The organism is Flavobacterium sp., assembly GCF_044361015.1.
Lineage (GTDB): Bacteria > Bacteroidota > Bacteroidia > Flavobacteriales > Flavobacteriaceae > Flavobacterium.
This window is the reverse complement of sequence record NZ_JBIKJL010000035.1, coordinates 1-21,788: the sequence shown is the minus strand read 5'-3', so window position 1 is coordinate 21,788 and position 21,788 is coordinate 1. Positions and strand designations below refer to the sequence as shown.

The window sequence follows — 21,788 nt, the reverse complement described above, 5'->3', positions numbered from 1 at the left end:
TTAATTGTTTAACACTTAATAAATTCATTTATTTCATCAATAACTTTTTGATTTCCAAGTATTTTACGATGACCTAACTCTTTTGTTATTATGATTTTACTGTTTTTTAGATGCTCGTGGATGTGATGTGCTGCTTTAACAGAAACTTCAACATCATTAGCATCATGAATAATTAGTATTGGAATTTCAATATTTTTAGCAGCTACAAAAGCTGAATAGTTATTCATTGGTTCCCCAAATTTGGTTTCAAAATGCTTTTGTAATTTATCAGCAATAATTGGTTTTAATTGTAATTTTTTTACAAAATCAATAACAATATCCTGAATAATATCTCCACTGCCTATAATCACTGCTTTTTTTACTTTTAGGTTTTGTTTGAGGGCATTTAAAATCGACATGCCTCCTAAAGAATGCCCAATAGCATAGTCAAAAGGACCATATTGTTTTTCTAATTCCAAAATTGAAGCGATAAATTCGGTCATAATCGTAAACTGACCTTTACTTTTTCCATGGGCTGGAGCATCAAAACTTATTGTAGAATAACCTAATTCAAGTAAATTATCTGCTATTTTTATAAGTTGTGTTCCGCGACCTGACCAACCATGAACCAATAGAATTTTATTTTCACTCTTACCATAATGATACATCATAATTTCTTTATTAATTGCCGGAATTTTTACCAATTGTTGAATACTATTATTATCCATAGGCAATTCTCTTTTTGGAATTTTATGTTTAATAGGAGTTGTAAACAATTTTGCCGCAAATCGTGTCACTAAATTTAAAGAAATTGATTGTAATAATTTAGCTGTAAGTAGAATTAGCTTAGGAATCTGCAAGGATTGATTGTCAGATTTGATTTTTTTTGACATTTCAATAAATTTTATTGCAAGGTAGAATTTAAAATTATTTTTTATAAATTTATAGTTCATAAATATTACTTAAAATGCAAAACCAAACCCGAATTATTATTGAAAATGTAAAACCGCAATTAGACGGTGGGGTCTTTTATATAAAAAGAATAGTTAATCAAAATGTTTCAGTTTCAGCAAATGTTTTTTCAGACGGTCACGACGTGATTGCTTGTTGTGTAAAATTTAAACATGAATTAGAAAAAAAGTGGTCTGAAGTAAGAATGTCTCCTACTGAAAATGATGAATGGAGCGTTGATTTTAAAGTTATTAAACAAGGGGTTTATTCTTATTTTATTGAAGGGTGGGTTGATTATGCCTTGAATTGGCAGCATGGTACCGAACGAAAAATTAAAGATAATCAACACGTTAAATCAGAATTATTAGAAGGGGCTGAATATTGTTTAGCTATTTTGAAGGAAGTTTCCAAAGAAGAAAAAGTATATTTAAATGAAGTTATAAAATCATTTCAGGATGAAAAATTATATATCAAAGCTGTTGAATTTGCTTTGAGTAATGAATTACATCAAATTTTTCTAAAATACCCAACCCGAACACTGGCCAATACTTCAGCTGAATTAAAAGTTTATGTAGACCGAAAAAAAGCACTGTTCAGCACTTGGTATGAGTTTTTTCCTCGTTCGGCTTCTGAAAACCCTGGTAAGCATGGAACATTTAAAGATTGTGAACGATTGTTGCCCAGAGTACTAGAAATGGGGTTTGATACATTGTATTTCCCACCTATTCATCCAATTGGAGAAGTAAATCGTAAAGGTAAAAATAATGCAACTAATGCCGAAAATGGAGATGTAGGTTCACCCTGGGGAATTGGTTCGAAATATGGTGGGCATACGTCAACACATCCTGAGTTGGGTTCAATTGATGATTTTAAATCATTGGTTAATAAAGCTCAATCAATGGGAATTGAAATTGCAATGGATTATGCTTTGCAAGCTGCACCCGATCATCCTTATGTAAAGGATTTTCCACAATGGTTTAAATGGCGTCCGGATGGAACCGTTCAATATGCTGAAAATCCACCCAAAAAATACCAAGATATTCAACCCATTTATTTTGAAAGTGGCGATTGGAAAAATCTTTGGAAAGAACTATTGGATGTAGCTTTATATTGGATTGAACAATGCGGTATTAAAATTTACAGAGTTGATAATCCACACACAAAACCTTTTTATTTTTGGGGTTGGTTGATCAGTGAAATAAAAAAGAAGCATCCTGATGTTTTGTTTTTAGCCGAAGCCTTTACTAGACCTAAAATTATGCATGAATTGGCAAAACAAGGTTTTACGCAATCGTATACTTATTTCACTTGGCGAAATTCTAAAGCAGAATTAATTGATTATATAACGGAATTAACTCAAACGGAACAAAGAGAATTTTTCCGACCAAATTTTTGGCCTAACACACCTGATATCTTGCCCTATGCATTGCAAAATGGTAATGAATCGGTATATCTTCAAAAGTATTTTTTAGCAGCTACATTAAGTTCAAGTATAGGGATTTATGGACCAGCATACGAATTTATGGTTCATCAAGCGATACCGGGAAAGGAAGAATATTTAAATTCTGAAAAATATGAAATTTATCATTGGTATTGGGAAGCCAAAAATAAACTTACCACAATTATAACAAGAATAAATCATATTCGTAAACAGCATGAATCATTACAACAAACCAATAATATTGTTTTTTGTAAGGTTGAAAATGATCAAATAATGGCATATTATAAATTCAATGATTCTAAAACAGATCATACGTTAATGATATGTAATTTAGATCCATATTATCCAAAACAAACAATGGTTCGCTTACCTTTGGAAGAAATAGGTAATCAACCCGTTCGAGTGACTGATTTAATTACCGGCAACAGTTATTTATGGGATAAAGAATGGAATTTTGTAGAATTATATCCTGCTTTACCTTTTCATTTATTTAAAATCGAGCGATAATTATGGATTCAACAAACCAAGACACTTTCGCCAGTACTTTTGAATTTAAAACAGAATGGAAAACTTGTTTTGAAGAAGAGGATTTTATTAAAGTTTTTTCATCTGATATTTTAGAAAATTATATCATTAACAAACGGTGGTATGGTGGAAAAGCGAGTACTCTAAAATATATTGATGTAGTTGATTATTTTAAAATGACCTCAAAGAAAAATACCTATTATGGTGTATTATTAGAAGTCAATTTTAAAGAGGCTTTTTATCAACACTATTTTATGCCTTTAGCATTTATGTCTAAGGAAGAATTAGATACCAGTACTATAATTGCTCCTGTTAAAATGGGAAATCAGGAGGGTTTTTTGGTTGATGCTTTACATCAGGAAGACTTTCGTAAAATGCTGTTTGATAATATTATAAAGTCAAAAGAAACTAAAGGAAATAAACTTATTTTTCATAAAGGATCTACTATTGAAAACCAAGAATATGAATCATCACGATTTATGGGATTGGAACAAAGTAATACATCAATTATTTATAATGATACCTATGTTTTAAAGATTTTCAGAAGGATTTATGTTAGTACTAATCCAGATTATGAAATCAGTCGTTTTTTAACTGAGCGGATGCATTTTCCAAATTCTCCTGCTTATACCGGAAGTATCAATTTAGCTTTGTCTGAAGGAAATATTACGCTCGGTTTAATGCAGGAATTGGTTCCCAATCAAGGAGATGCTTGGAAATTTATGTTGGAGCAAACCGATGGTGTTTTTGATAATTTGAAACGTAAAAAAATAAAAATCGATAAATTACCGGACATAGTAATGTTTAAAAGATTAAAGATAAATGAAATTCCGCCGGAAATAATTGATTGGGTTGGGTTGGGTTTGTTTTTACGCATTCAAACATTGGCTCTTCGAACGGCAGAAATGCATATTGCTTTGGGTAGTGATATTCATGAAACCGCCTTTACTCCAACTACTTATAATGGCGATTATACCGTTTGGTTAAAAAACAGAATGTTATATCAGTTTCAAAATAGATTAAATATTATTGAAAATAGTTTGCATAAATTAGACGGATTAGCTTTAGAGTTGGCTCATCAATTTATGGAAAACAAAAAAATAGTCCGAAAACATTTTGTAGATTTTGATTGGACAAAGATGAAATCAGAACGAATTCGAATTCACGGTGATTATCATTTAGGACAAGTTTTAGTTAACGGAGACGATTTTTATATTCTTGATTTTGAAGGCGAACCGGAAAGTACCATTCGTGACCGAAAAGTAAAACAACCGCCGTTGAAAGATGTTGCCGGTATGTTCCGTTCATTTCATTATGCTATTTATGCAACAATTTTTAACAATAAAGAAAAATATCCTTTTGAACAAGAAGAATTATTTAAAGCTGGAGAAATTTTATATAAATATTTTGTTGGAGTCTTTTTAGAAACTTACATTGAAAAAGCTCAATCCGGTAATTTGAACATTGGTTATAATCATGAAATTGATTTTCTTTTAAAATATTGCTTGCTTGAAAAAGCGGTTTATGAACTAGGGTATGAACTCAATTCCAGACCACGTTGGGCAGTTATTCCCTTAAGAGGAATTCAGAGTATTATGAATTATTAAAAAATGAATTAGAATCAATTAATAATATAGTACCTAATTGGGTTAATAAAAAAAACATGAACTTAGTACAACCGCATTCTCTTTTTACCGATTTCGATATTGATTTATTTAAGGCCGGAAAACATTTTAGATTATATGAAAAATTAGGAGCTCATCTAACGAAAGTCAATGGTGTTAAAGGTGTTTATTTTGCCGTTTGGGCACCGTCCGCAAGATCAGTTTCAGTAGTTGGGGATTTTAACTATTGGATTCAAGGCGAACATCAATTGCAAGTTCGTTGGGATGCTTCCGGTATTTGGGAAGGGTTTATACCTGGAATCGATAAAGGAACTATTTATAAATATAAAATTCAATCTAACAACAACGGAATAGTTACTGAAAAGGCAGATCCATTTGCTTTATATTGTGAAAAACCGCCTCATACCGCTTCTGTTATTTGGGATTTAGACTATAAGTGGAAAGATAAAAAATGGATGGATTCCAGAAAAGACAAAAACGGTTTAGATAAACCATATTCTGTTTACGAAGTTCATTTGGGTTCCTGGAAACGCAATGTCGAAGAAAACCGTTTTTTAACCTATATCGAATTAGCAGATGATTTGGTGAATTATGTCAAAGAAACCGGTTTTACGCACGTGGAGTTTATGCCAATTATGGAATATCCATACGATCCTTCATGGGGTTATCAATTAGTAGGTTATTTTGCACCAACTTCCCGCTTTGGAAAGCCACAGGATTTTATGCTTTTAGTCGATAAATTACACCAAGCCGGAATTGGCGTTATTTTAGATTGGGTACCTTCCCATTTTCCTGATGATTCTCACGGGCTTGGTTTTTTTGATGGTTCAAACCTCTATGAACATCCGGACAGACGTAAAGGTTATCACCCCGATTGGAAGAGTTTAGTTTTTAATTATGGTCGCAATGAAGTGCGTTCCTTTTTGATTAGTAATGCCATCTTCTGGTTACAGCATTATCATGTAGATGGACTTCGTGTAGATGCCGTTGCTTCGATGTTATATTTAGATTATTCCAGAAAAGATGGTGAATGGGAACCAAATATTTATGGAGGAAGAGAAAATTTAGATACAATCAGCTTTTTAAAAGATTTTAATGAAGCTGTTTATGCTAATTTTGAAGGAGTTCAAACAATTGCAGAAGAAAGTACATCTTTTCCTATGGTTTCCCGTCCTACATTTTTGGGAGGATTAGGTTTTGGAATGAAGTGGATGATGGGTTGGATGCATGATACGCTTCAATACTTTCAAAAAGAATCTGTTTATCGAAAATACCATCAAAATGATTTAACTTTTTCAATGACGTATGCCTTTACTGAGAATTTCATGTTGCCTCTTTCGCATGATGAAGTTGTTTATGGGAAGAAATCAATTTTAGGTAGGATGACTGGTGACGAATGGCAACGTTTTGCAAATTTAAGATTGCTTTATGGTTATATGTTTACTCATCCCGGCGGGAAATTATTGTTCATGGGATCAGAATTCGGACAAAGTGCTGAATGGAAATTTGATGGAAGTTTAGATTGGAATTTGTTACAATTTGCTTTCCACGATGGTATTAAAAAGTGTATTACAGATTTAAACGGACTGTATAAAAATAACCCGGCATTATTTGAAAAGCAATTTACAGCTGATGGATTTGAATGGATTAATTATTCTGATGCACAAAATGCAGTTTTGAGTTATATTCGTAAAGGAAATATTGAAAAAGAAAACTTGGTTGTCGTTTGTAATTTTACTCCCGTTGTTAGAGAAAATTATCGAATAGGAGTTCCAACAAAAGGAAAATTGACGGAACTCTTTAATACTGACAAAAAAGAATATGGCGGAAGTGGAATTGGAAACCCCAAAGCCATCAAAATAGAAAATGAACCTTGGAACGGAAGAGAATTTTCGGCAGAATTGACGTTGTCGCCGTTGGGTGTTTCGGTTTTTAAAATTTCTTAAATAAATAATAAAATCCCTCTAATTAAGAGGGGTTTTTGTTTTATTAATATACGCAAACGTTTGAGTTAATAAATCCTAAAATCAAAATAGTTGTTCAAACTTTCATCTTTGTAAATTTGGCAACACTACAACCTAAACTTATGATTACCAATACAGAATTAGAACATAAAGGAGATCAATTTCCAATTCAAATAATAGCATATAATCAAGACGTTGATAGCATTTATTTTTATACTGAAAACAATGTAGTTTTAAAAATTACAATTCTTCGTGACAGTATGATTCGTTTTCGCTACACCACAAAAGGATATTTTAACAAAGACTTTTCGTATGCCATTGACAAAGGTCAATCACATGGATATAATGAACTTCAAGTAGCAGAGCAAAATACTTTCTATACCATTACTACAAGCAAAATTGTTTGTAGAATTAATAAAGAAAATGCAAAAGTCTCCCTTTTTGATTTAGAAGGTTCTTCTATTTTAGATGATGAAATTGGATTTCATTGGGAAGAAAGTTATGAATTTGGCGGAAATATCGTCAAAATGAGTAAGAAAGCTAATGACGGGGAATGTTATTATGGCATGGGAGATAAAGCTACTCATTTGAATTTAAAAGGAAAACGGTTAGAAAATTGGGCAACTGACCAATATGCTTTTCAAAAGGAACAAGATCCTTTGTATAAAGTTGTTCCTTTTTATATCGGATTGCATCATGACAAAGCTTATGGCGTATTTTTCGATAATACATTCAGAACATTTTTTGATTTTTGCCATGAGAGAAGAAACGTAACCAGTTTTTGGGCTGAAGGAGGGGAGATGAATTATTATTTTATCTATGGTCCAAAAATGAAAGATGTGGTTATAGCATACACTCATTTAACTGGAAAACCTGAACTTCCGCCTTTATGGGCCTTGGGTTACCACCAATGTAAGTGGAGTTATTATCCGGAAAGTAAAGTAAAAGAAATTACGTCAACTTTTAGAAAATTACAAATACCATGTGATGCCATTTATTTAGATATAGATTACATGGAAGGCTTTCGATGTTTTACTTGGAGTGAAGAATATTTCCCGGATCCGAAAAGAATGGTAGCGGAATTAGCAAAAGATGGATTTAAAACGGTTGTTATTATTGATCCCGGAATAAAAATTGACAAAGAATATTCAGTTTACAACGAAGCTTTAGAAAAAGATTATTTCTGTAAACGTGCGGACGGACCTTATATGAAAGGAAAAGTTTGGCCAGGTGAATGTAATTTTCCGGATTTTACAAATCCTGAAGTCCGAGAATGGTGGGCAGGTTTATATAAAGAATTGATTTCTGATATTGGTGTAAAAGGCGTTTGGAATGACATGAATGAACCTGCTGTAATGGATGTTCCTGGTAAAACTTTCCCAATGGATGTTCGACATGATTATGATGGAAATCCTTGTAGTCACCGAAAAGCGCATAATATTTATGGAACACAAATGGCACGTGCAACCTATGAAGGCGTAAAGCGATTTGCTTATCCGAAAAGACCTTTTATTATCACACGTTCTGCTTATTCAGGCGCACAACGATATACCTCTTCATGGACAGGAGATAATGTCGCTTCATGGGAACATTTATGGGTAGCAAATATCCAAATGCAACGCATGTCAATAAGCGGAATGGGTTTTACCGGTTCTGATATTGGAGGATTTGCAGAACAACCTTCCGGTGAATTATATGCTCGATGGATACAATTAGGTGTGTTTCATCCTTTTTGTAGAACGCATTCATCCGGAGATCACGGTGAACAGGAACCTTGGTCTTTTGGGGAGGAAGTTATTGATATTGCTCGAAAATTCGTAAATCTTCGTTACCAATTACTTCCCTATTTATACACCATGTTCTGGAAATATGTCAATGAAGGCGAACCTATGCTGAAACCATTAGTTTATTTTGACCAGGAAGATATTCAAACGCTTTACAGAACAGATGAGTTTATTTTTGGAAATCAAATTTTGGTTTGCCCAATTTTAGAACCAAATGCAATTGGACGAAGAATGTATTTACCGAAAGGGAATTGGTATAATTATTGGACGAATGAATTGGTAGAAGGAAAAAAAGAACTTTGGGTAGCTACAAATTATGATCAAATTCCAATTTTTATAAAAGAAGGAGCAATCATTCCTAAATATCCTATTCAGCAATTTGTTGGCGAAAAAGAGTTTGAAGAAATCACCTTGGATGTTTATTACAAATTTGGTAAAGAGAAATCAGTATTATATGAAGATGCTCATGATGGCTATGATTATAATAAAGGGAGATTTTCTTTGCGAACATTCAATTTGACAGGAAAAGAAAAAGAATTGATTATTCAATTACACAAAGAAGGAGAGTTTATGACAAATTATTCAAAGTTTAGGATTAATTTGATTGGACTACCTTTTAAAGTTTCATCTATCGAAATTGATAATGAAAAAGTATCATTTAGTACTGTTTCTTTTGATGGAAAAAACACTTTATTGGTGGATAAATTCTTTACAGAACTACACATAGTGGGTAAGTAGTTTAATAGTCGTAATTATGTAGAAAACAAAATTTTATACAATTATGAAAAGAATTATGGCGTTTGGTTTGTTCGGTTTTTTTGTACTTATTGTGGGCTGTGCTACAAATCCATTAACAGGTAAAAGTACTCTAGCTTTAGTAGATAATAGTTCAATATTTCCCTCGGCCTTTCAACAATATTATGCTTTTTTGAAAGAAAATAAAGTAATTTTAGGTACAGCAGATGCTAAGCGAGTAGAAACTGTTGGAATTAAAATTAAACAAGCTGCTTAAAAATGGTTAAAAGCTGTTGGAAAACCTGAATATTTAAAAGATTTTAAATGGGAATATAAGTTGGTTGATGACAAAGCAATTAATGCTTGGTGCAAGCCTGGTGGAAAAATCGTTGTGTACACCGGAATTTTACCAATCACACAAGATGAGGCAGGATTAGCAACAGTAATGGGACATGAGGTTGCTCATGCACTTTTGAATCACGGCCAACAACGAATGAGTGCCGGAATGCTACAAGAAATTGGAGCTGTTGAAGCAGGAGTAACGACTGGAAATAAGTCTCAAGAATCACAACAACTGGCCATGACCGCTTATGAAGCAACAACTCAATTAGGGGGAATGTTGCCTTTTAGTAGAAGTCATGAAAGTGAAGCAGATAAAATAGCCTTAATTTTAATGGCTTTGCAGGATACAATCCTGAAGCCTCAGTTCCTTTTTGGAAAAGAATGGGCGAAGCTTCAGGAGGCCAAGAACCAGCTGAATTTATGAGTACGCATCCTTCACACAATACTCGTGTTTTTAATTTAACAAAATGGATACCTGAAGCAAAAACTGAAGCAGCCAAATACGGTGTAGTTTTCAAATAAATAATTACTATATTCGAAGCTGTTCTGAAAGGAACAGTTTTTTTATGTCAAAAATGTAACCTATGAGCACACTTGCAAAAGGAAATAAAAAATTATTGAATGCCTGGGCGTTTTATGATTGGGCAAATTCAGTTTATTCATTAGTAATTTCATCATCCATTTTTCCTCTGTATTTCGGTTTTTTATTTCCTAAAGAAAATCAAAATATTCTATTCTTAGGCATAGAGTTTAAAAGCACTGCTTTGATTAGTTATGTTACTGCGTTTGCTTTTTTATGTGTTGCATTTTTTTCTCCAATTTTATCAGGTATTGCCGATTTTGCAGGAAACAAAAAGCGGTTTATGCAATTTTTTTGCTATTTAGGAGCACTGTCTTGTATTGGAATGTATTGGTTTACTGCAGATACTATTTATTTTGGAATTATTTGTTTCTTCTTTGGTTTGATTGGTTTTTGGGGAAGTTGGGTGTTTTATAATTCGTATTTGCCCGACATCGCATTCAAAGAACAACAAGACAGTTTGAGTGCCAAAGGGTATTCAATGGGGTATGTAGGCAGTGTGATTTTACTTTTGGTAAACTTATATATTATTATTGGAAAAGAAGGAGAGGAAGCTTTACATGCAATGCGAATGGCTTTTGTTTTAACCGGAATTTGGTGGATTGTTTTTGCTCAATATACGTTTTGGTACCTTCCAAAAGGAAATAAAAATGCAGACAAATTCTCCAAAAATGTTATTTTAAACGGATTTAGAGAATTGCGAAAGGTATATAATCAAATATCACAAAACTTGCGACTTTTCCGTTATTTAAATGCTTTTTTTGTTTACAGTATGGCCGTTCAAACAGTAATGTTGGTAGCAACCTATTTTGGAGAACAGGAAATCAACTGGTCAAGTGATAGCGAAAAAACCACCGGATTAATCATCAGTATTTTAGTTATTCAACTGGTTGCTGTTTTGGGAGCAATGCTAACATCCAAAGCATCAGAAAAATTTGGAAATATTCCAACATTGATTTTTGTCAATACAATTTGGGCAATCATTTGTGTGTTTGCATATTTTGTAACTGAACCAATTCATTTTTATATAACAGCCGGCTTTGTAGGATTAGTAATGGGAGGAATCCAAGCTTTGTCCCGTTCAACTTATTCAAAGTTTTTACCCAAAACAGATGATACAGCTTCCTATTTCAGTTTTTATGATGTAGCCGAGAAAATAGGAATTGTGATAGGAATGGTAATTTATGGCTTGATTGACCAAATAACGGGAAGTATGCGAAATGCAATAGTATTTTTGGGCGCTTTCTTTGTAGCAGGTTTGATTTTATTGCTCAGAGTACCAAAAAATACTGCGTTTGAAGAAAATGATTTTTCAAACGCAGATTAATTTATATCAATTTTATTGTTCCAGAACCAGCCACTTTAGTGTCAACTTTTTTAGGATTTCCTTTATATTCAATATCTCCGGAACCCGCAACACGAGCTTCTATAAATTCTGTGCAATTCACTTTAATGTCTCCGGAACCGGATACATTTACTTTTGAATTTTCAGAAACTAATTCAAAAGCTTTGATATCACCTGAACCGGCCACACTCGCTTCATGGTTTTTTGTTCTTCCTTTTAATTCAATGTCTCCCGAACCGGCAACCTGAGTTTCTAAAGAGTCACATTCAATTGCTAATTTCACATCACCTGAGCCGGCTAAAGTTGCTTTAAAAATGTAAGCTTTAATTATAAAATTTGAAATTATGTCACCTGAACCGGCTAAACTAACTTTTGAAATTTCTTTTATGGGTACAGTTATTTCTATTTTATTCCCTTTTGAAGCCATTATATTATAGCCTTTTTCAGGTCTTATATTCAATGAACCATCATTGGATTCAACTACTATGTATTCTAGTAAATTTTCTTCGGCTTTGATATTTATTTTTCCTTCATTTCCCTCTATTAAGGTAACAAAAAATGACCCAGAAACATTTACTGTTTCATAATCTGATGTAATAACTTCTTTTGTAGAGAATTTCCCTTTACCTTTTATAGATTTAGAATCCCATTGTCCAAAAGATGTTGATAAACAGAAAAGACAAGCAAATAAGAATAATTTTTTCATGATAATTTTTTTATGATTGATTATAAATTTTGAGTTAAGTTGATATTGCCGTAATTTGAAACAATACTCATTTTATTTACGCCACTTTTTTTGTAAAAGCCTTTGTATGATTTGCTGGATTGTGTTTCAATTCTAGAATTATATTCTAAATCGGCATCACTTTTAAAATTGGCATATTTTGTAGTAATATCAAAATCAAAATAATAATTAGGATTGTGGTTTATTTTAATATCTGTATAACCTGCATTTATAGCTATATTATTTGCTTTTTCTGAAACAGCATTTAAAGTTATTTTACTATAATTGGTAGTCAATTTTAAATAACTTTGAATTTCAGCTATTTTTATAGTAAGATAATTTCCGTTTCCTTCTAAATTTGTAACTTTTCCAACCGAAATTTTACCATAATTGCTCTGGTAAGTTAAATTGTTCCCATTCAAAATAGAAACATCAGTGTAACTTGAATTTAAATCTAAATTGCTGAAATCAGATAGAACTAATCCGGAATATTTGGCATTTATGGTTGCGTTTTTAACTGATTCAATACTGGATTTTGAGCAATAATCGATTTTTATGTTATTAGATGAATTATTAAGTTTCCCTAAGGTGATTTTTCCGTATTTGCAAACAATGTCTGAACTTCCATTTAAGTCGTGCATCACAATATTACCATATTTATTATCTAATTTTACGCTCCCGTTTTTTGGTATTTTTACGGTGTAATTTACTTCCATACTGCTACTTTTTCCATAATTATCACTTTTATCAAAAATTGTTTCAGCACTATATAGACTTTTACTACCATTAAAATCAACAGTTATTGATGCTAGTTTTTGGTCAACCCATTTTTCAGAATCAGCACTAATAGTTACAACCACTTCTATGTCAATTTTGTCTTCATCCCAAGTGGTTATCATCATATTTCCATATTTATTATCAATTGAAACTGTAGCATCGGAATTTACCAAAACAGTTTTTTTAATCGTTTTTTGTTTGGTGTATTTTCCATTATGTTCTTTTGCAAAACTTGTACTTGCAATAAACAAGAGTATGAGTAAGTTAACTAGATTTTTCATTTTCTATTGTATTTTGATGATTAATGATTTCAATTTGTTTGATGATATCTTCTAAAAAGGAAATTCGGGTTTGAAAATTTACAATCATGGCATAAAGTATTTGTTTTGTATCTCCATTTTTTTGAAGTTCTATGATTATTTTTTGATAATCTGATTCAAAAACTTTCATTTGCTTTAAACCGTCAGCAATGATAGGCTCAGTTTCTTTCGTTTGATTTGCTTTTAAAATGGCTAATTCTTTCTCAACAACAGAAGCAAAATAGTCGTGTGTTTCTTTGGTTTGAACAGAAGCGTTTTCCCATTGATCGATTGGTTTATTAGTATATTGATAAAAGGTAATTAAACCGGCTGTTAACAATAAAGAAGCGGCAATGGCGAATGATTTCCATTTGTTTTTCTTCTTTTGAACAGGTTGACGATTTAATTTTCCCATAAATCTATCCGCATGTCCAAAATTGGGTAATTCTGTATCCCATTGGTTGTCTAAACGTTCAAAAATTGATTCGATAGGGTCTTCACTCTTTTTCATTTTTATTTCTTTTCTAATTTTGTTTTTAAACTTTCTTTGGCTCTACTGAAAGTAGTCCTACAATTCGCATAACTGATGTTTAGAATTTCACAAACTTCTTCATAATCATACCCTTCAATCAATATTAAATTTAAAATCAGGCGATAATTCTCATTTAATTCATTCATAGCTGCATGAATTTCCCTAACTTTTAAAGTTGAATAATCTGAATTATCAGTTTCTTCTTTTTGTTCTATTTTAAAGACTTTTGTTTCAAAATCATCATGATTATAAAAACTGTTTTTCTTATAAAAATCAATACTGTAATTGATGATAATCCGCTTTAACCAAGCACCAAAAGTTACTTCGTTTTTAAAATCATCCAATTTTAGAAAAGCCCTTAAAAATCCTTCTTGCATTACATCTTCTGCAAAATGTTCATCCTTTACAATTCTCAGTGCAACATTATACATCGCCTTACAATAGCGTTGATACACTTCAAATTGAGCGGTTTGATTTTTTTGTTTGCAGAGCGATAGTAAATGCTCAATATTTTCGTTTGCTAAACTCAATTGATTAACATGATTTGATTTAAAGACAGCTTGTTTATTCAAATGTTACAGTTTTGTAAAAATAAAGCTTAAAATCGTTTAGTTGATGAGTACAAATATTTATATTTGAAAAAAAAAATTATATCGAATGAAAAAGGTTATCCTACTTATAGTGTCTTTCTTTATTATTACGTCATCACTATTTTCATGTTCCAGTGAATTTGAACCAATTGATCCGGCCATCCAATTTCCAGATGACAATAATGATGAGGATAACGACAATGGAATTTCTACAGGAAATTATTGGCCTATGTCAGTTAATAACCAATGGGTTTTTAATGAAAATGGATTAGCCCAAGAGCCAATGAAAATTATTAGTACACAACAGATAAACAATAATACATATTACAAATACAATAATTTTGTGGGAACGTCAACAAATGGAGCTCCTTTTTCAGGAACAGTTATGTCCAGAAAAATGAATGGTGTTTACTATTATCGTGCGGAAGTTATTATTCCTGGTACACCAACAATTACAGTTTCACCTTTAGAAATTATTGTTTTAAAAGACTTTTTGGAAGTGGATGAAACTTGGACTCAAAATTTAACTCAAACAACCACAGTTGAAGGTTCAGCACCTATAACAACATCCGTCCAAATTGAAGGAAAAATTCTAGAACGAGAGGCAAGTTTGACAATTGGTTCTGTGACTTATACAGATATAATTAGAGTTGAATTGGTTCAAACAACACAAGGCATAATCAATAAAAATTATTATTGGTTTGCAAAAGACATTGGATTGGTAAAATACCGTAATGTCTTAGATGGCACAAATACTATTAGCGAACTTCAATCGTATATGCTTAATTAATTACTTAAATAGTATATCCGTTTTTTCTTAAAAAAAAAGCGGTTTTATGGCATGCATTTTGTCTATTAAATACCGCTAGGATGCATTTCATCGTTTTTGTAGGTTTTTATTACCTGCAAATCAATCTGATAGCTTATATTTGTTAGCCTTAGACGTAAAAAAATAACTGACAACTTGACTAAAAACATTATATGTCAAATCACAATATCTTAACACTTGACAATTTGTCACTACACGATTTCGATACAGAAGCCGATTTAATACCGTTATTATCCCCTGAAGATGAAGAGATAATGGCAAACGAAGAGTTGCCAAATTCGCTAGCAATTTTACCGCTTAGAAACACGGTTCTTTTTCCTGGTGTTGTAATACCAATTACAGCAGGTCGAGATAAATCCATTAAGTTAATCAATGATGCAAATGCAGCCGGAAAAGTAATCGGGGTAGTGGCTCAAAAAGATGAAGATGTTGAAGATCCAAAACGAGATGACATTCATTCTATTGGAACTGTAGCTCAAATTTTGCGGGTTCTAAAAATGCCCGATGGTAATGTAACGGTTATTATTCAAGGAAAAAAACGATTTGAAATCACAAAAGTAATTTCTGAAGAACCTTATCTAAATGCATTAGTTAAAGAAGTACCCGAAAAAAGACCGAGTAAAACGGATACAGAGTTTGGAGCTATCATTGAGTCAATCAAAGAAATGGCTATTCGAATAATAAAAGAAAGTCCAAATATACCAACAGAAGCTACTTTTGCTATTAAAAATATTGAAAGTCAATCGTTTTTAATAAATTTTGTTTCCTCTAATATGAATTTAGATGTGAAAGAGAAGCAAAGTTTGTTAATGATGAATATTCTAAAAGAGCGTGCTTTAACTACCTTGCGATATATGAATACGGAGTTGCAAAAGTTAGAGTTGCGAAATGATATTCAATCAAAAGTTAGAGTTGATTTAGACCAACAACAACGGGAGTATTTCTTGCATCAACAAATGAAAACCATCCAAGAAGAATTAGGAGGTGTTTCGTATGATCAAGAAATTGATGAAATGCGTGCCAAAGCAAAAAGCAAGAAATGGGACGAGAAAACAGAGAAACATTTTGAAAAAGAAATTTCTAAATTACAGCGAACTAATCCTCAATCACCTGATTTTGGCATACTTCGTAATTATTTAGAGCTCTTCTTAGAATTGCCTTGGAATCATTTTTCGAAAGACATTTTTGATTTAAAGAGAGCTCAAAAAATATTAGACAAAGATCACTTTGGATTGGAAGATGTTAAAAAACGCATCATAGAACATTTAGCCGTTTTAAAATTGCGAAATGATATGAAATCACCGATTCTATGTTTAACCGGTCCTCCTGGAGTAGGAAAAACGTCTATCGGAAAATCAATTGCCAAAGCTTTAGGTCGTGAATACGTTCGTATGTCTTTAGGTGGATTAAGAGATGAAGCTGAAATTCGCGGACATCGTAAAACCTATATAGGAGCGATGCCGGGACGAATATTGCAAAGTATTAAAAAAGCAGGAACATCAAATCCGGTTTTTGTGTTAGATGAAATAGATAAATTATCTGTCAGCCATTCCGGTGATCCATCTTCTGCTTTATTAGAAGTTTTGGACCCTGAACAAAACAGTGAATTCTATGACAACTTCTTAGAAATGGGTTATGATTTGTCTAAAGTCATGTTTATCGCAACATCAAATACGATGTCTACCATTCAACCTGCCTTGCAAGATAGGATGGAAGTTATCAAAATGACCGGCTATACAATTGAAGAAAAAGTTGAAATTGCCCGTCAACATTTATTTCCAAAACAATTAAAAGAACATGGTTTAATGGCAAAACATTTAACCATTGGAAATCGCCAATTAGAGAAAATAATAGAAGGTTATACCCGAGAATCTGGTGTAAGAGCTTTAGAACAAAAATTAGCTCAAGTCATTCGAAATGCTGCCAAATCGGTTGCCATGGAGGAAGAATATAATATTAAAGTGACCGACGAAGATATCATCAAAACGCTTGGAGCTCCACGTTTGGAAAGAGATAAATCGGAAGGTAATGAAGTAGCCGGAGTAGTAACCGGATTAGCATGGACAAGTGTTGGAGGAGATATACTATTTATTGAGTCACTGATTTCCAAAGGAAAAGGCACGTTAACCTTAACTGGAAATTTAGGTACGGTAATGAAAGAATCAGCTACTATTGCTATGGAGTATATCAAATCAAATGAAGATATGTTTGCAATTTCCCAGCAAGTGTTACAAAACTATAATATTCACATTCACGTTCCGGAAGGAGCCACACCTAAAGATGGACCTAGTGCAGGTATTGCCATGTTGACATCTTTGGTTTCTGTCTTAACTCAAAAAAGAATTAAAAAGAGTTTAGCAATGACCGGTGAAATTACATTGAGAGGAAAAGTACTTCCGGTGGGTGGAATTAAAGAAAAGATTTTAGCGGCAAAAAGAGCCAATATTAAAGAAATTATTCTTTGTGCCGATAACAAAAGTGATATTGATGAAATTAAACCTGAATATTTAGAAGGATTAACTTTTCATTATGTAAAGGAAATGAGTGAGGTTATTGCAATAGCCATCACCAATCAAAAAGTAAAATACGCAAAAAAATTATAACTAAATTTTGTTTCTATATAAGTTGGTGTCAAAAAGGCACCAACTTTTTTATTGATTTTAATTTCATTAAAAATTACTGAACAAAAAATAATATCTTAGCATTGTCGTTATCATTTATCTAACTGTGTACCTTTCTAATGTTTAAAAACTTTTTAAAACTATTATTTGTTCTTTTTTGTTCTGTAAGTTACAGCCAAATTGGTGGACAATCAGTTTATCAGTTTTTGAACCTCGTCACTTCACCTCGACAAGCAGCATTGGGCGGCAAAGTAATTACTAATTTTGATTACGATGTCAACGCAGCTCTTTTCAATCCGGCAAGTATCAATCAAGAAATGCATAATCATCTTTCAGTAAATTATGCAAATTATTATGGAGAAGTTACTTACGGAACAGCTTCATATGCTTATACCTATGATCGTCATGTGCAAACTTTTCATGCCGGTGTGAATTATGTGAATTATGGTAATTTTGAAGGAAGAGATGAAAACGGAGCATTAACTTCAGACTTTACAGGTAGTGAAGTTGCTTTATCTTTCGGCTATTCCTATAATATTCCTTTTAGTGATTTTTATATAGGTGCAAATGCAAAATTGATTACCTCAACGTTGGAAAGTTATAATTCATTTGGAGGAGCCATTGATGTTGGAGCTTTATATATTGATGAAGATAACGACATTAATTATGCATTAGTCATTAGAAATTTTGGAACTCAATTTACAACTTATGCCGGAACTCAAGAAAAATTACCGTTTGAGATTATTGCCGGTATTTCTCAAAGTGTTGAAAATGTACCTATTCGATGGCATATTACATTAGAAAATTTACAGCAATGGAATGTTTCTTTTTCAAATCCGGCACGAGCTCAAGGATCATTAGATGGCGGAAGTGAGGAAGAAAAGGTATCGTTTTTTAATAATGCTTTACGACATTTGATATTAGGAGCAGAATTTTTTCCCGGAAAACCGTTTAATATTCGAGTGGGATATAATTTCAGAAGAAGTGAAGAGCTCCGCGTTGTAGATAAACGTCATTTTTCCGGAATTTCAGCCGGTTTCAGTTTGCGATTTAACCGAATTCGTTTTGATTATTCCTATTCCCGATATACTATAGCAGCCAATACAAGTTTATTTGGTTTAACCTTAAATTTGCAGTAGGATAAAAATTGAAATAGAGTAAATAAAAAGATCATTTTGTTACTCAGCAACTCAAAATATGAACAACATTACCATCGCCATAGACGGATTTTCATCCACCGGTAAAAGTACCTTAGCCAAACAATTAGCGAAACATTTAGGTTATGTTTATGTTGATTCTGGGGCAATGTATCGTGCAGTGACTCTATTTGCGATGCAAAATAAGTTGGTCTCAGAAGATTATTTAGATAAAGAAGGATTAATTAAAAAATTACCAGAAATAAAACTTCATTTTCAATTTAATCCCGAATTAGGATTTGCAGAAATGTTTTTGAATGATGTAAATATTGAAAACGAAATTCGTACCATTGAAGTTTCCCGTTTAGTAAGTAAAATAGCCGAAATTTCAGAAGTAAGAGCTAAATTAGTTGAGCAACAACAAGCAATGGGCAACAAAAAAGCGGTTGTGATGGATGGCCGTGATATTGGAACTGTCGTTTTTCCGGATGCGGAATTGAAATTATTTATGACAGCGAGTGCACATACCAGAGCAAAGCGAAGACACGATGAATTGATAGAAAAAGGGCAGCATGTTTCTTATCAAGATGTTTTGCAAAATGTTCAAGAAAGAGATTATATTGATACCCAACGTGATGACTCTCCTTTAGTAAAAGCTCATGATGCTATTGAAATTGATAATTCTACGTTAACTAAAGAGGAACAATTTGCATTGGTTTTGGATTTAATATATAAGTTTTATAATTAAGTTAATTAGTTTTATTGATAGAATAATCATTAATTTCCATTTAATGGGTTGTGATTTTCATTATTCAATTTGTATTTTTGAATTCATTTCAGATACTTTTGGATTTAAAAATAATTTTCTCGCAAAGTCGCTAAGAATGCATTTTAAACTTTGCGACTTTGCGAGAAAACAAAACAAACAACTATGAAAATCGTTATATCACCCGCCAAATCATTGGATTTTGAAAGTCCGCTACCCATACAACAATCCACTACTTCCTGTTTTTTAAAAGAAGCGAATGTCATTCACAAACAGTTGAAAAAGCAAAAGCCAAAAAAATTAATGGAATTAATGGATATTTCAGATAAATTGGCCGATTTAAACTGGCAACGCAATCAAGAACGGAATTTGGAGAATTTTACACCAGAAAATTCTCGACAAGCGATTTATGCGTTTAATGGTGATGTGTATATTGGTTTGGACATAAAAACGGTACCAGCCGAAAAATTAGAAGTTCTACAAGACAAACTCCGCATTCTTTCGGGATTGTATGGTTTGTTGAAACCGTTGGATTTGATGCAGCCGTATCGATTGGAAATGGGAACGAAATTTCCTGTTGGCAAAAGCAAGAATTTATATGAATTTTGGAAAGCAAAAATCACCAAACAATTGAATAGCGAACTTGAGAAAGACGAACTATTCATTAATTTAGCAAGTAACGAATATTTTGATGCCGTGGATGTTAAAGCCTTGAAAGTCCCCGTCATCATTCCCGAGTTCAAAGACTACAAGGACGGAAAATTAAAAATGATCAGTTTCTTTGCTAAAAAGGCGAGAGGCATGATGGTGCGATACATCATTGATACGAATGCCGAAACGATTGAAGATTTAAAAGGTTTTAATTATGAAGGTTATGCGTTTGATGCGAATTTGAGTAAAGGGAATCGGTTGGTGTTTACGAGGTAGTTTTTTGTTTCAAGTTTCAGGTTTGAGGTTTCAAGTTTCAAGTTTCAGGTTTCAAGTTTCAGGTTTCAAGTTTCAAGTTTCATGTTTCATGTTTCATGTTTCATGTTTCAGGTTTCATGTTTCAGGTTTCAAGTTTCAGGTTTGGGATTTGCTTAGAATTGATAATTTGCAGTCATTAATCCGCTTTTATCCTTTTATAGCGAAGCTATCAAAATCCGTAAAAATCTGCGTTTGCGAAGCAATCCGTCCCGAAGCTTCGGGATCTGCGTTCCAATTTAAACTTATTCTTTCACTTCCAACACATACCCAATTCCATGCACGTTCGTTAATTTAATGGAGTCATCCTCACTCAATTTTTTTCGTAATTTAGAAACGTACGTATCTAAGCTTCTCCCCACAAAAACCCCATGATCTTCCCACACTCTTTTGGAAAGTTCTTCTCGTTTGATGATTTTATTCGGGTTGGCCACAAAAAGTGTCAAAAGTTCTACTTCTTTTTTGGAAAGACTGATTTCAACGGCTTTCACCATTAATTTATTTTCATCGGGATAGAATTGAAACTTGCCAAGTGAGATTCCATTTTCAGTAGTTGGATCAAATTGGATACTATTTTTTCGTTTAGGAAAAAACAGAAAAGCTGCAATGATACCTAATGAAAAAAGCACTAACCAAATGATTTTATTACTTGAAGTGACAGTTTTTTCTGAAAAGCGTACTTCAATTGTATAGCATTTTTGTGGCATGTTTCGTCCACCACAAGGAACAATATCTTTTTCAACGTTGGCATTTTTCAGAAAACTATACGCCACTTCAAAGTCTTTGCATTGCTTCACTTCAATTTGATAATGGGAGGGAAGATTTGCTTTTTGAAAGCTTTGTTGAACAATTTTTACCAAAGTATCCGGGTAAATGGTCAGTTCTTTTTCAAAGGAAAGTTGGTATTTTGATTCTTCTATTTGATGAACCGGCAATATTAGTGAGGTACTGTCTTGATCAGCCAGCAATAATTTATTTCCCACATCACGCAATGCGATTTTGACTAATTCAGAAAAGCTTTCATTTTTTTTATCAGGAATTAAAAGCATGATGACAGCAAAAATTGCTAGGCAAAGACTTCCTAAGAAATAAATTTTTCGTTGATTCATAAGTCCTGCAAATAACAAACAATTTTGTGATTTTTTAAAACAGTTGACACTTCTTTTACATATTTTTTGCATTTTAAACAATTGATAGCAGTAGTTTTACATCAAGTTTGGGCGAATAGATGAACTTTATCTTATACATACTTTATAATAATAAGTAAACAACAATGAAAA

Annotated in this window: 16 protein-coding genes and 1 pseudogene; 11 read left to right on the top strand and 6 right to left on the bottom strand. The window is 32.5% G+C overall.

The window, feature by feature from the left end; genetic code table 11:
• Positions 1 to 8: 8 nt before the first annotated feature.
• The gene (locus ACIQ2Z_RS09235; RefSeq protein ID WP_396183857.1) at positions 9 to 872 is read right to left on the bottom strand and encodes an alpha/beta fold hydrolase; all 864 of its coding nucleotides are present in this window, start codon (positions 870 to 872) and stop codon (positions 9 to 11) included.
• Between the two features lie 74 nt (positions 873 to 946).
• Here ACIQ2Z_RS09235 and ACIQ2Z_RS09230 point away from each other — a divergent pair, with 74 nt between their 5' ends.
• The 6 genes and pseudogenes from ACIQ2Z_RS09230 to ACIQ2Z_RS09205 all read left to right on the top strand — a co-directional run bounded on the left by ACIQ2Z_RS09230 (position 947) and on the right by ACIQ2Z_RS09205 (position 11,253).
• On the top strand, positions 947 to 2,878 hold the full coding sequence (locus ACIQ2Z_RS09230) for an alpha-1,4-glucan--maltose-1-phosphate maltosyltransferase (protein WP_396183856.1): 1,932 nt from the start codon (positions 947 to 949) through the stop codon (positions 2,876 to 2,878).
• Positions 2,879 to 2,880: 2 nt separating this feature from the next.
• Positions 2,881 to 4,503 (top strand): trehalose synthase, encoded by a 1,623-nt coding sequence (locus ACIQ2Z_RS09225; protein WP_396183855.1) that lies wholly within the window; start codon positions 2,881 to 2,883, stop codon positions 4,501 to 4,503.
• A gap of 56 nt (positions 4,504 to 4,559) precedes the next feature.
• Entirely contained in the window at positions 4,560 to 6,467 is a 1,908-nt protein-coding gene (glgB, locus tag ACIQ2Z_RS09220) for a 1,4-alpha-glucan branching protein GlgB (RefSeq protein WP_396183854.1), read from the top strand.
• 140 nt (positions 6,468 to 6,607) lie between these two features.
• A complete protein-coding gene (locus tag ACIQ2Z_RS09215) occupies positions 6,608 to 9,007 on the top strand; it encodes a glycoside hydrolase family 31 protein (RefSeq protein ID WP_396183853.1) in 2,400 nt (799 codons plus the stop codon).
• Positions 9,008 to 9,050: 43 nt separating this feature from the next.
• Positions 9,051 to 9,868, top strand: a pseudogene (locus ACIQ2Z_RS09210) (M48 family metallopeptidase).
• A 62-nt stretch (positions 9,869 to 9,930) separates the two neighbouring features.
• Positions 9,931 to 11,253 (top strand): MFS transporter, encoded by a 1,323-nt coding sequence (locus ACIQ2Z_RS09205; RefSeq protein WP_396183852.1) that lies wholly within the window; start codon positions 9,931 to 9,933, stop codon positions 11,251 to 11,253.
• Between the two features lies 1 nt (position 11,254).
• On the opposite strand, the gene ACIQ2Z_RS09200 is transcribed toward ACIQ2Z_RS09205, so the two are convergent.
• Genes ACIQ2Z_RS09200 through ACIQ2Z_RS09185 form a run of 4 tightly spaced genes read right to left on the bottom strand, consistent with a single transcriptional unit; the run spans position 11,255 to position 14,133 of the window.
• A complete protein-coding gene (locus tag ACIQ2Z_RS09200) occupies positions 11,255 to 11,977 on the bottom strand; it encodes a head GIN domain-containing protein (RefSeq protein WP_396183851.1) in 723 nt (240 codons plus the stop codon).
• Positions 11,978 to 11,997: 20 nt separating this feature from the next.
• On the bottom strand, positions 11,998 to 13,053 hold the full coding sequence (locus ACIQ2Z_RS09195) for a hypothetical protein (RefSeq protein ID WP_396183850.1): 1,056 nt from the start codon (positions 13,051 to 13,053) through the stop codon (positions 11,998 to 12,000).
• Positions 13,037 to 13,582, bottom strand: a complete 546-nt coding sequence (locus tag ACIQ2Z_RS09190; RefSeq protein ID WP_396183849.1) for an anti-sigma factor — start codon at positions 13,580 to 13,582, stop codon at positions 13,037 to 13,039. The genes ACIQ2Z_RS09195 and ACIQ2Z_RS09190 overlap by 17 nt, the downstream gene beginning before the upstream one ends.
• A 2-nt stretch (positions 13,583 to 13,584) precedes the next feature.
• Positions 13,585 to 14,133: an RNA polymerase sigma factor gene (locus ACIQ2Z_RS09185; protein ID WP_396183864.1), complete on the bottom strand. Its 549-nt coding sequence runs from the start codon at positions 14,131 to 14,133 to the stop codon at positions 13,585 to 13,587.
• A gap of 127 nt (positions 14,134 to 14,260) precedes the next feature.
• Here ACIQ2Z_RS09185 and ACIQ2Z_RS09180 point away from each other — a divergent pair, with 127 nt between their 5' ends.
• The 5 genes from ACIQ2Z_RS09180 to yaaA all read left to right on the top strand — a co-directional run bounded on the left by ACIQ2Z_RS09180 (position 14,261) and on the right by yaaA (position 20,472).
• A complete protein-coding gene (locus ACIQ2Z_RS09180) occupies positions 14,261 to 14,983 on the top strand; it encodes a hypothetical protein (protein WP_396183848.1) in 723 nt (240 codons plus the stop codon).
• A 191-nt stretch (positions 14,984 to 15,174) separates the two neighbouring features.
• On the top strand, positions 15,175 to 17,625 hold the full coding sequence (lon, locus tag ACIQ2Z_RS09175) for an endopeptidase La (RefSeq protein WP_396183847.1): 2,451 nt from the start codon (positions 15,175 to 15,177) through the stop codon (positions 17,623 to 17,625).
• A gap of 137 nt (positions 17,626 to 17,762) precedes the next feature.
• A complete protein-coding gene (gene porQ, locus ACIQ2Z_RS09170) occupies positions 17,763 to 18,782 on the top strand; it encodes a type IX secretion system protein PorQ (protein WP_396183846.1) in 1,020 nt (339 codons plus the stop codon).
• A 58-nt stretch (positions 18,783 to 18,840) separates the two neighbouring features.
• Positions 18,841 to 19,527, top strand: a complete 687-nt coding sequence (gene cmk / locus ACIQ2Z_RS09165; protein ID WP_396183845.1) for a (d)CMP kinase — start codon at positions 18,841 to 18,843, stop codon at positions 19,525 to 19,527.
• Between the two features lie 183 nt (positions 19,528 to 19,710).
• Positions 19,711 to 20,472 (top strand): peroxide stress protein YaaA, encoded by a 762-nt coding sequence (gene yaaA, locus ACIQ2Z_RS09160; protein WP_396183844.1) that lies wholly within the window; start codon positions 19,711 to 19,713, stop codon positions 20,470 to 20,472.
• Between the two features lie 281 nt (positions 20,473 to 20,753).
• Here the strand turns inward: yaaA and ACIQ2Z_RS09155 are convergent, their stop codons facing one another.
• The gene (locus tag ACIQ2Z_RS09155) at positions 20,754 to 21,617 is read right to left on the bottom strand and encodes a winged helix-turn-helix domain-containing protein (RefSeq protein WP_396183843.1); all 864 of its coding nucleotides are present in this window, start codon (positions 21,615 to 21,617) and stop codon (positions 20,754 to 20,756) included.
• Between the last annotated feature and the right edge of the window lie 171 nt (positions 21,618 to 21,788).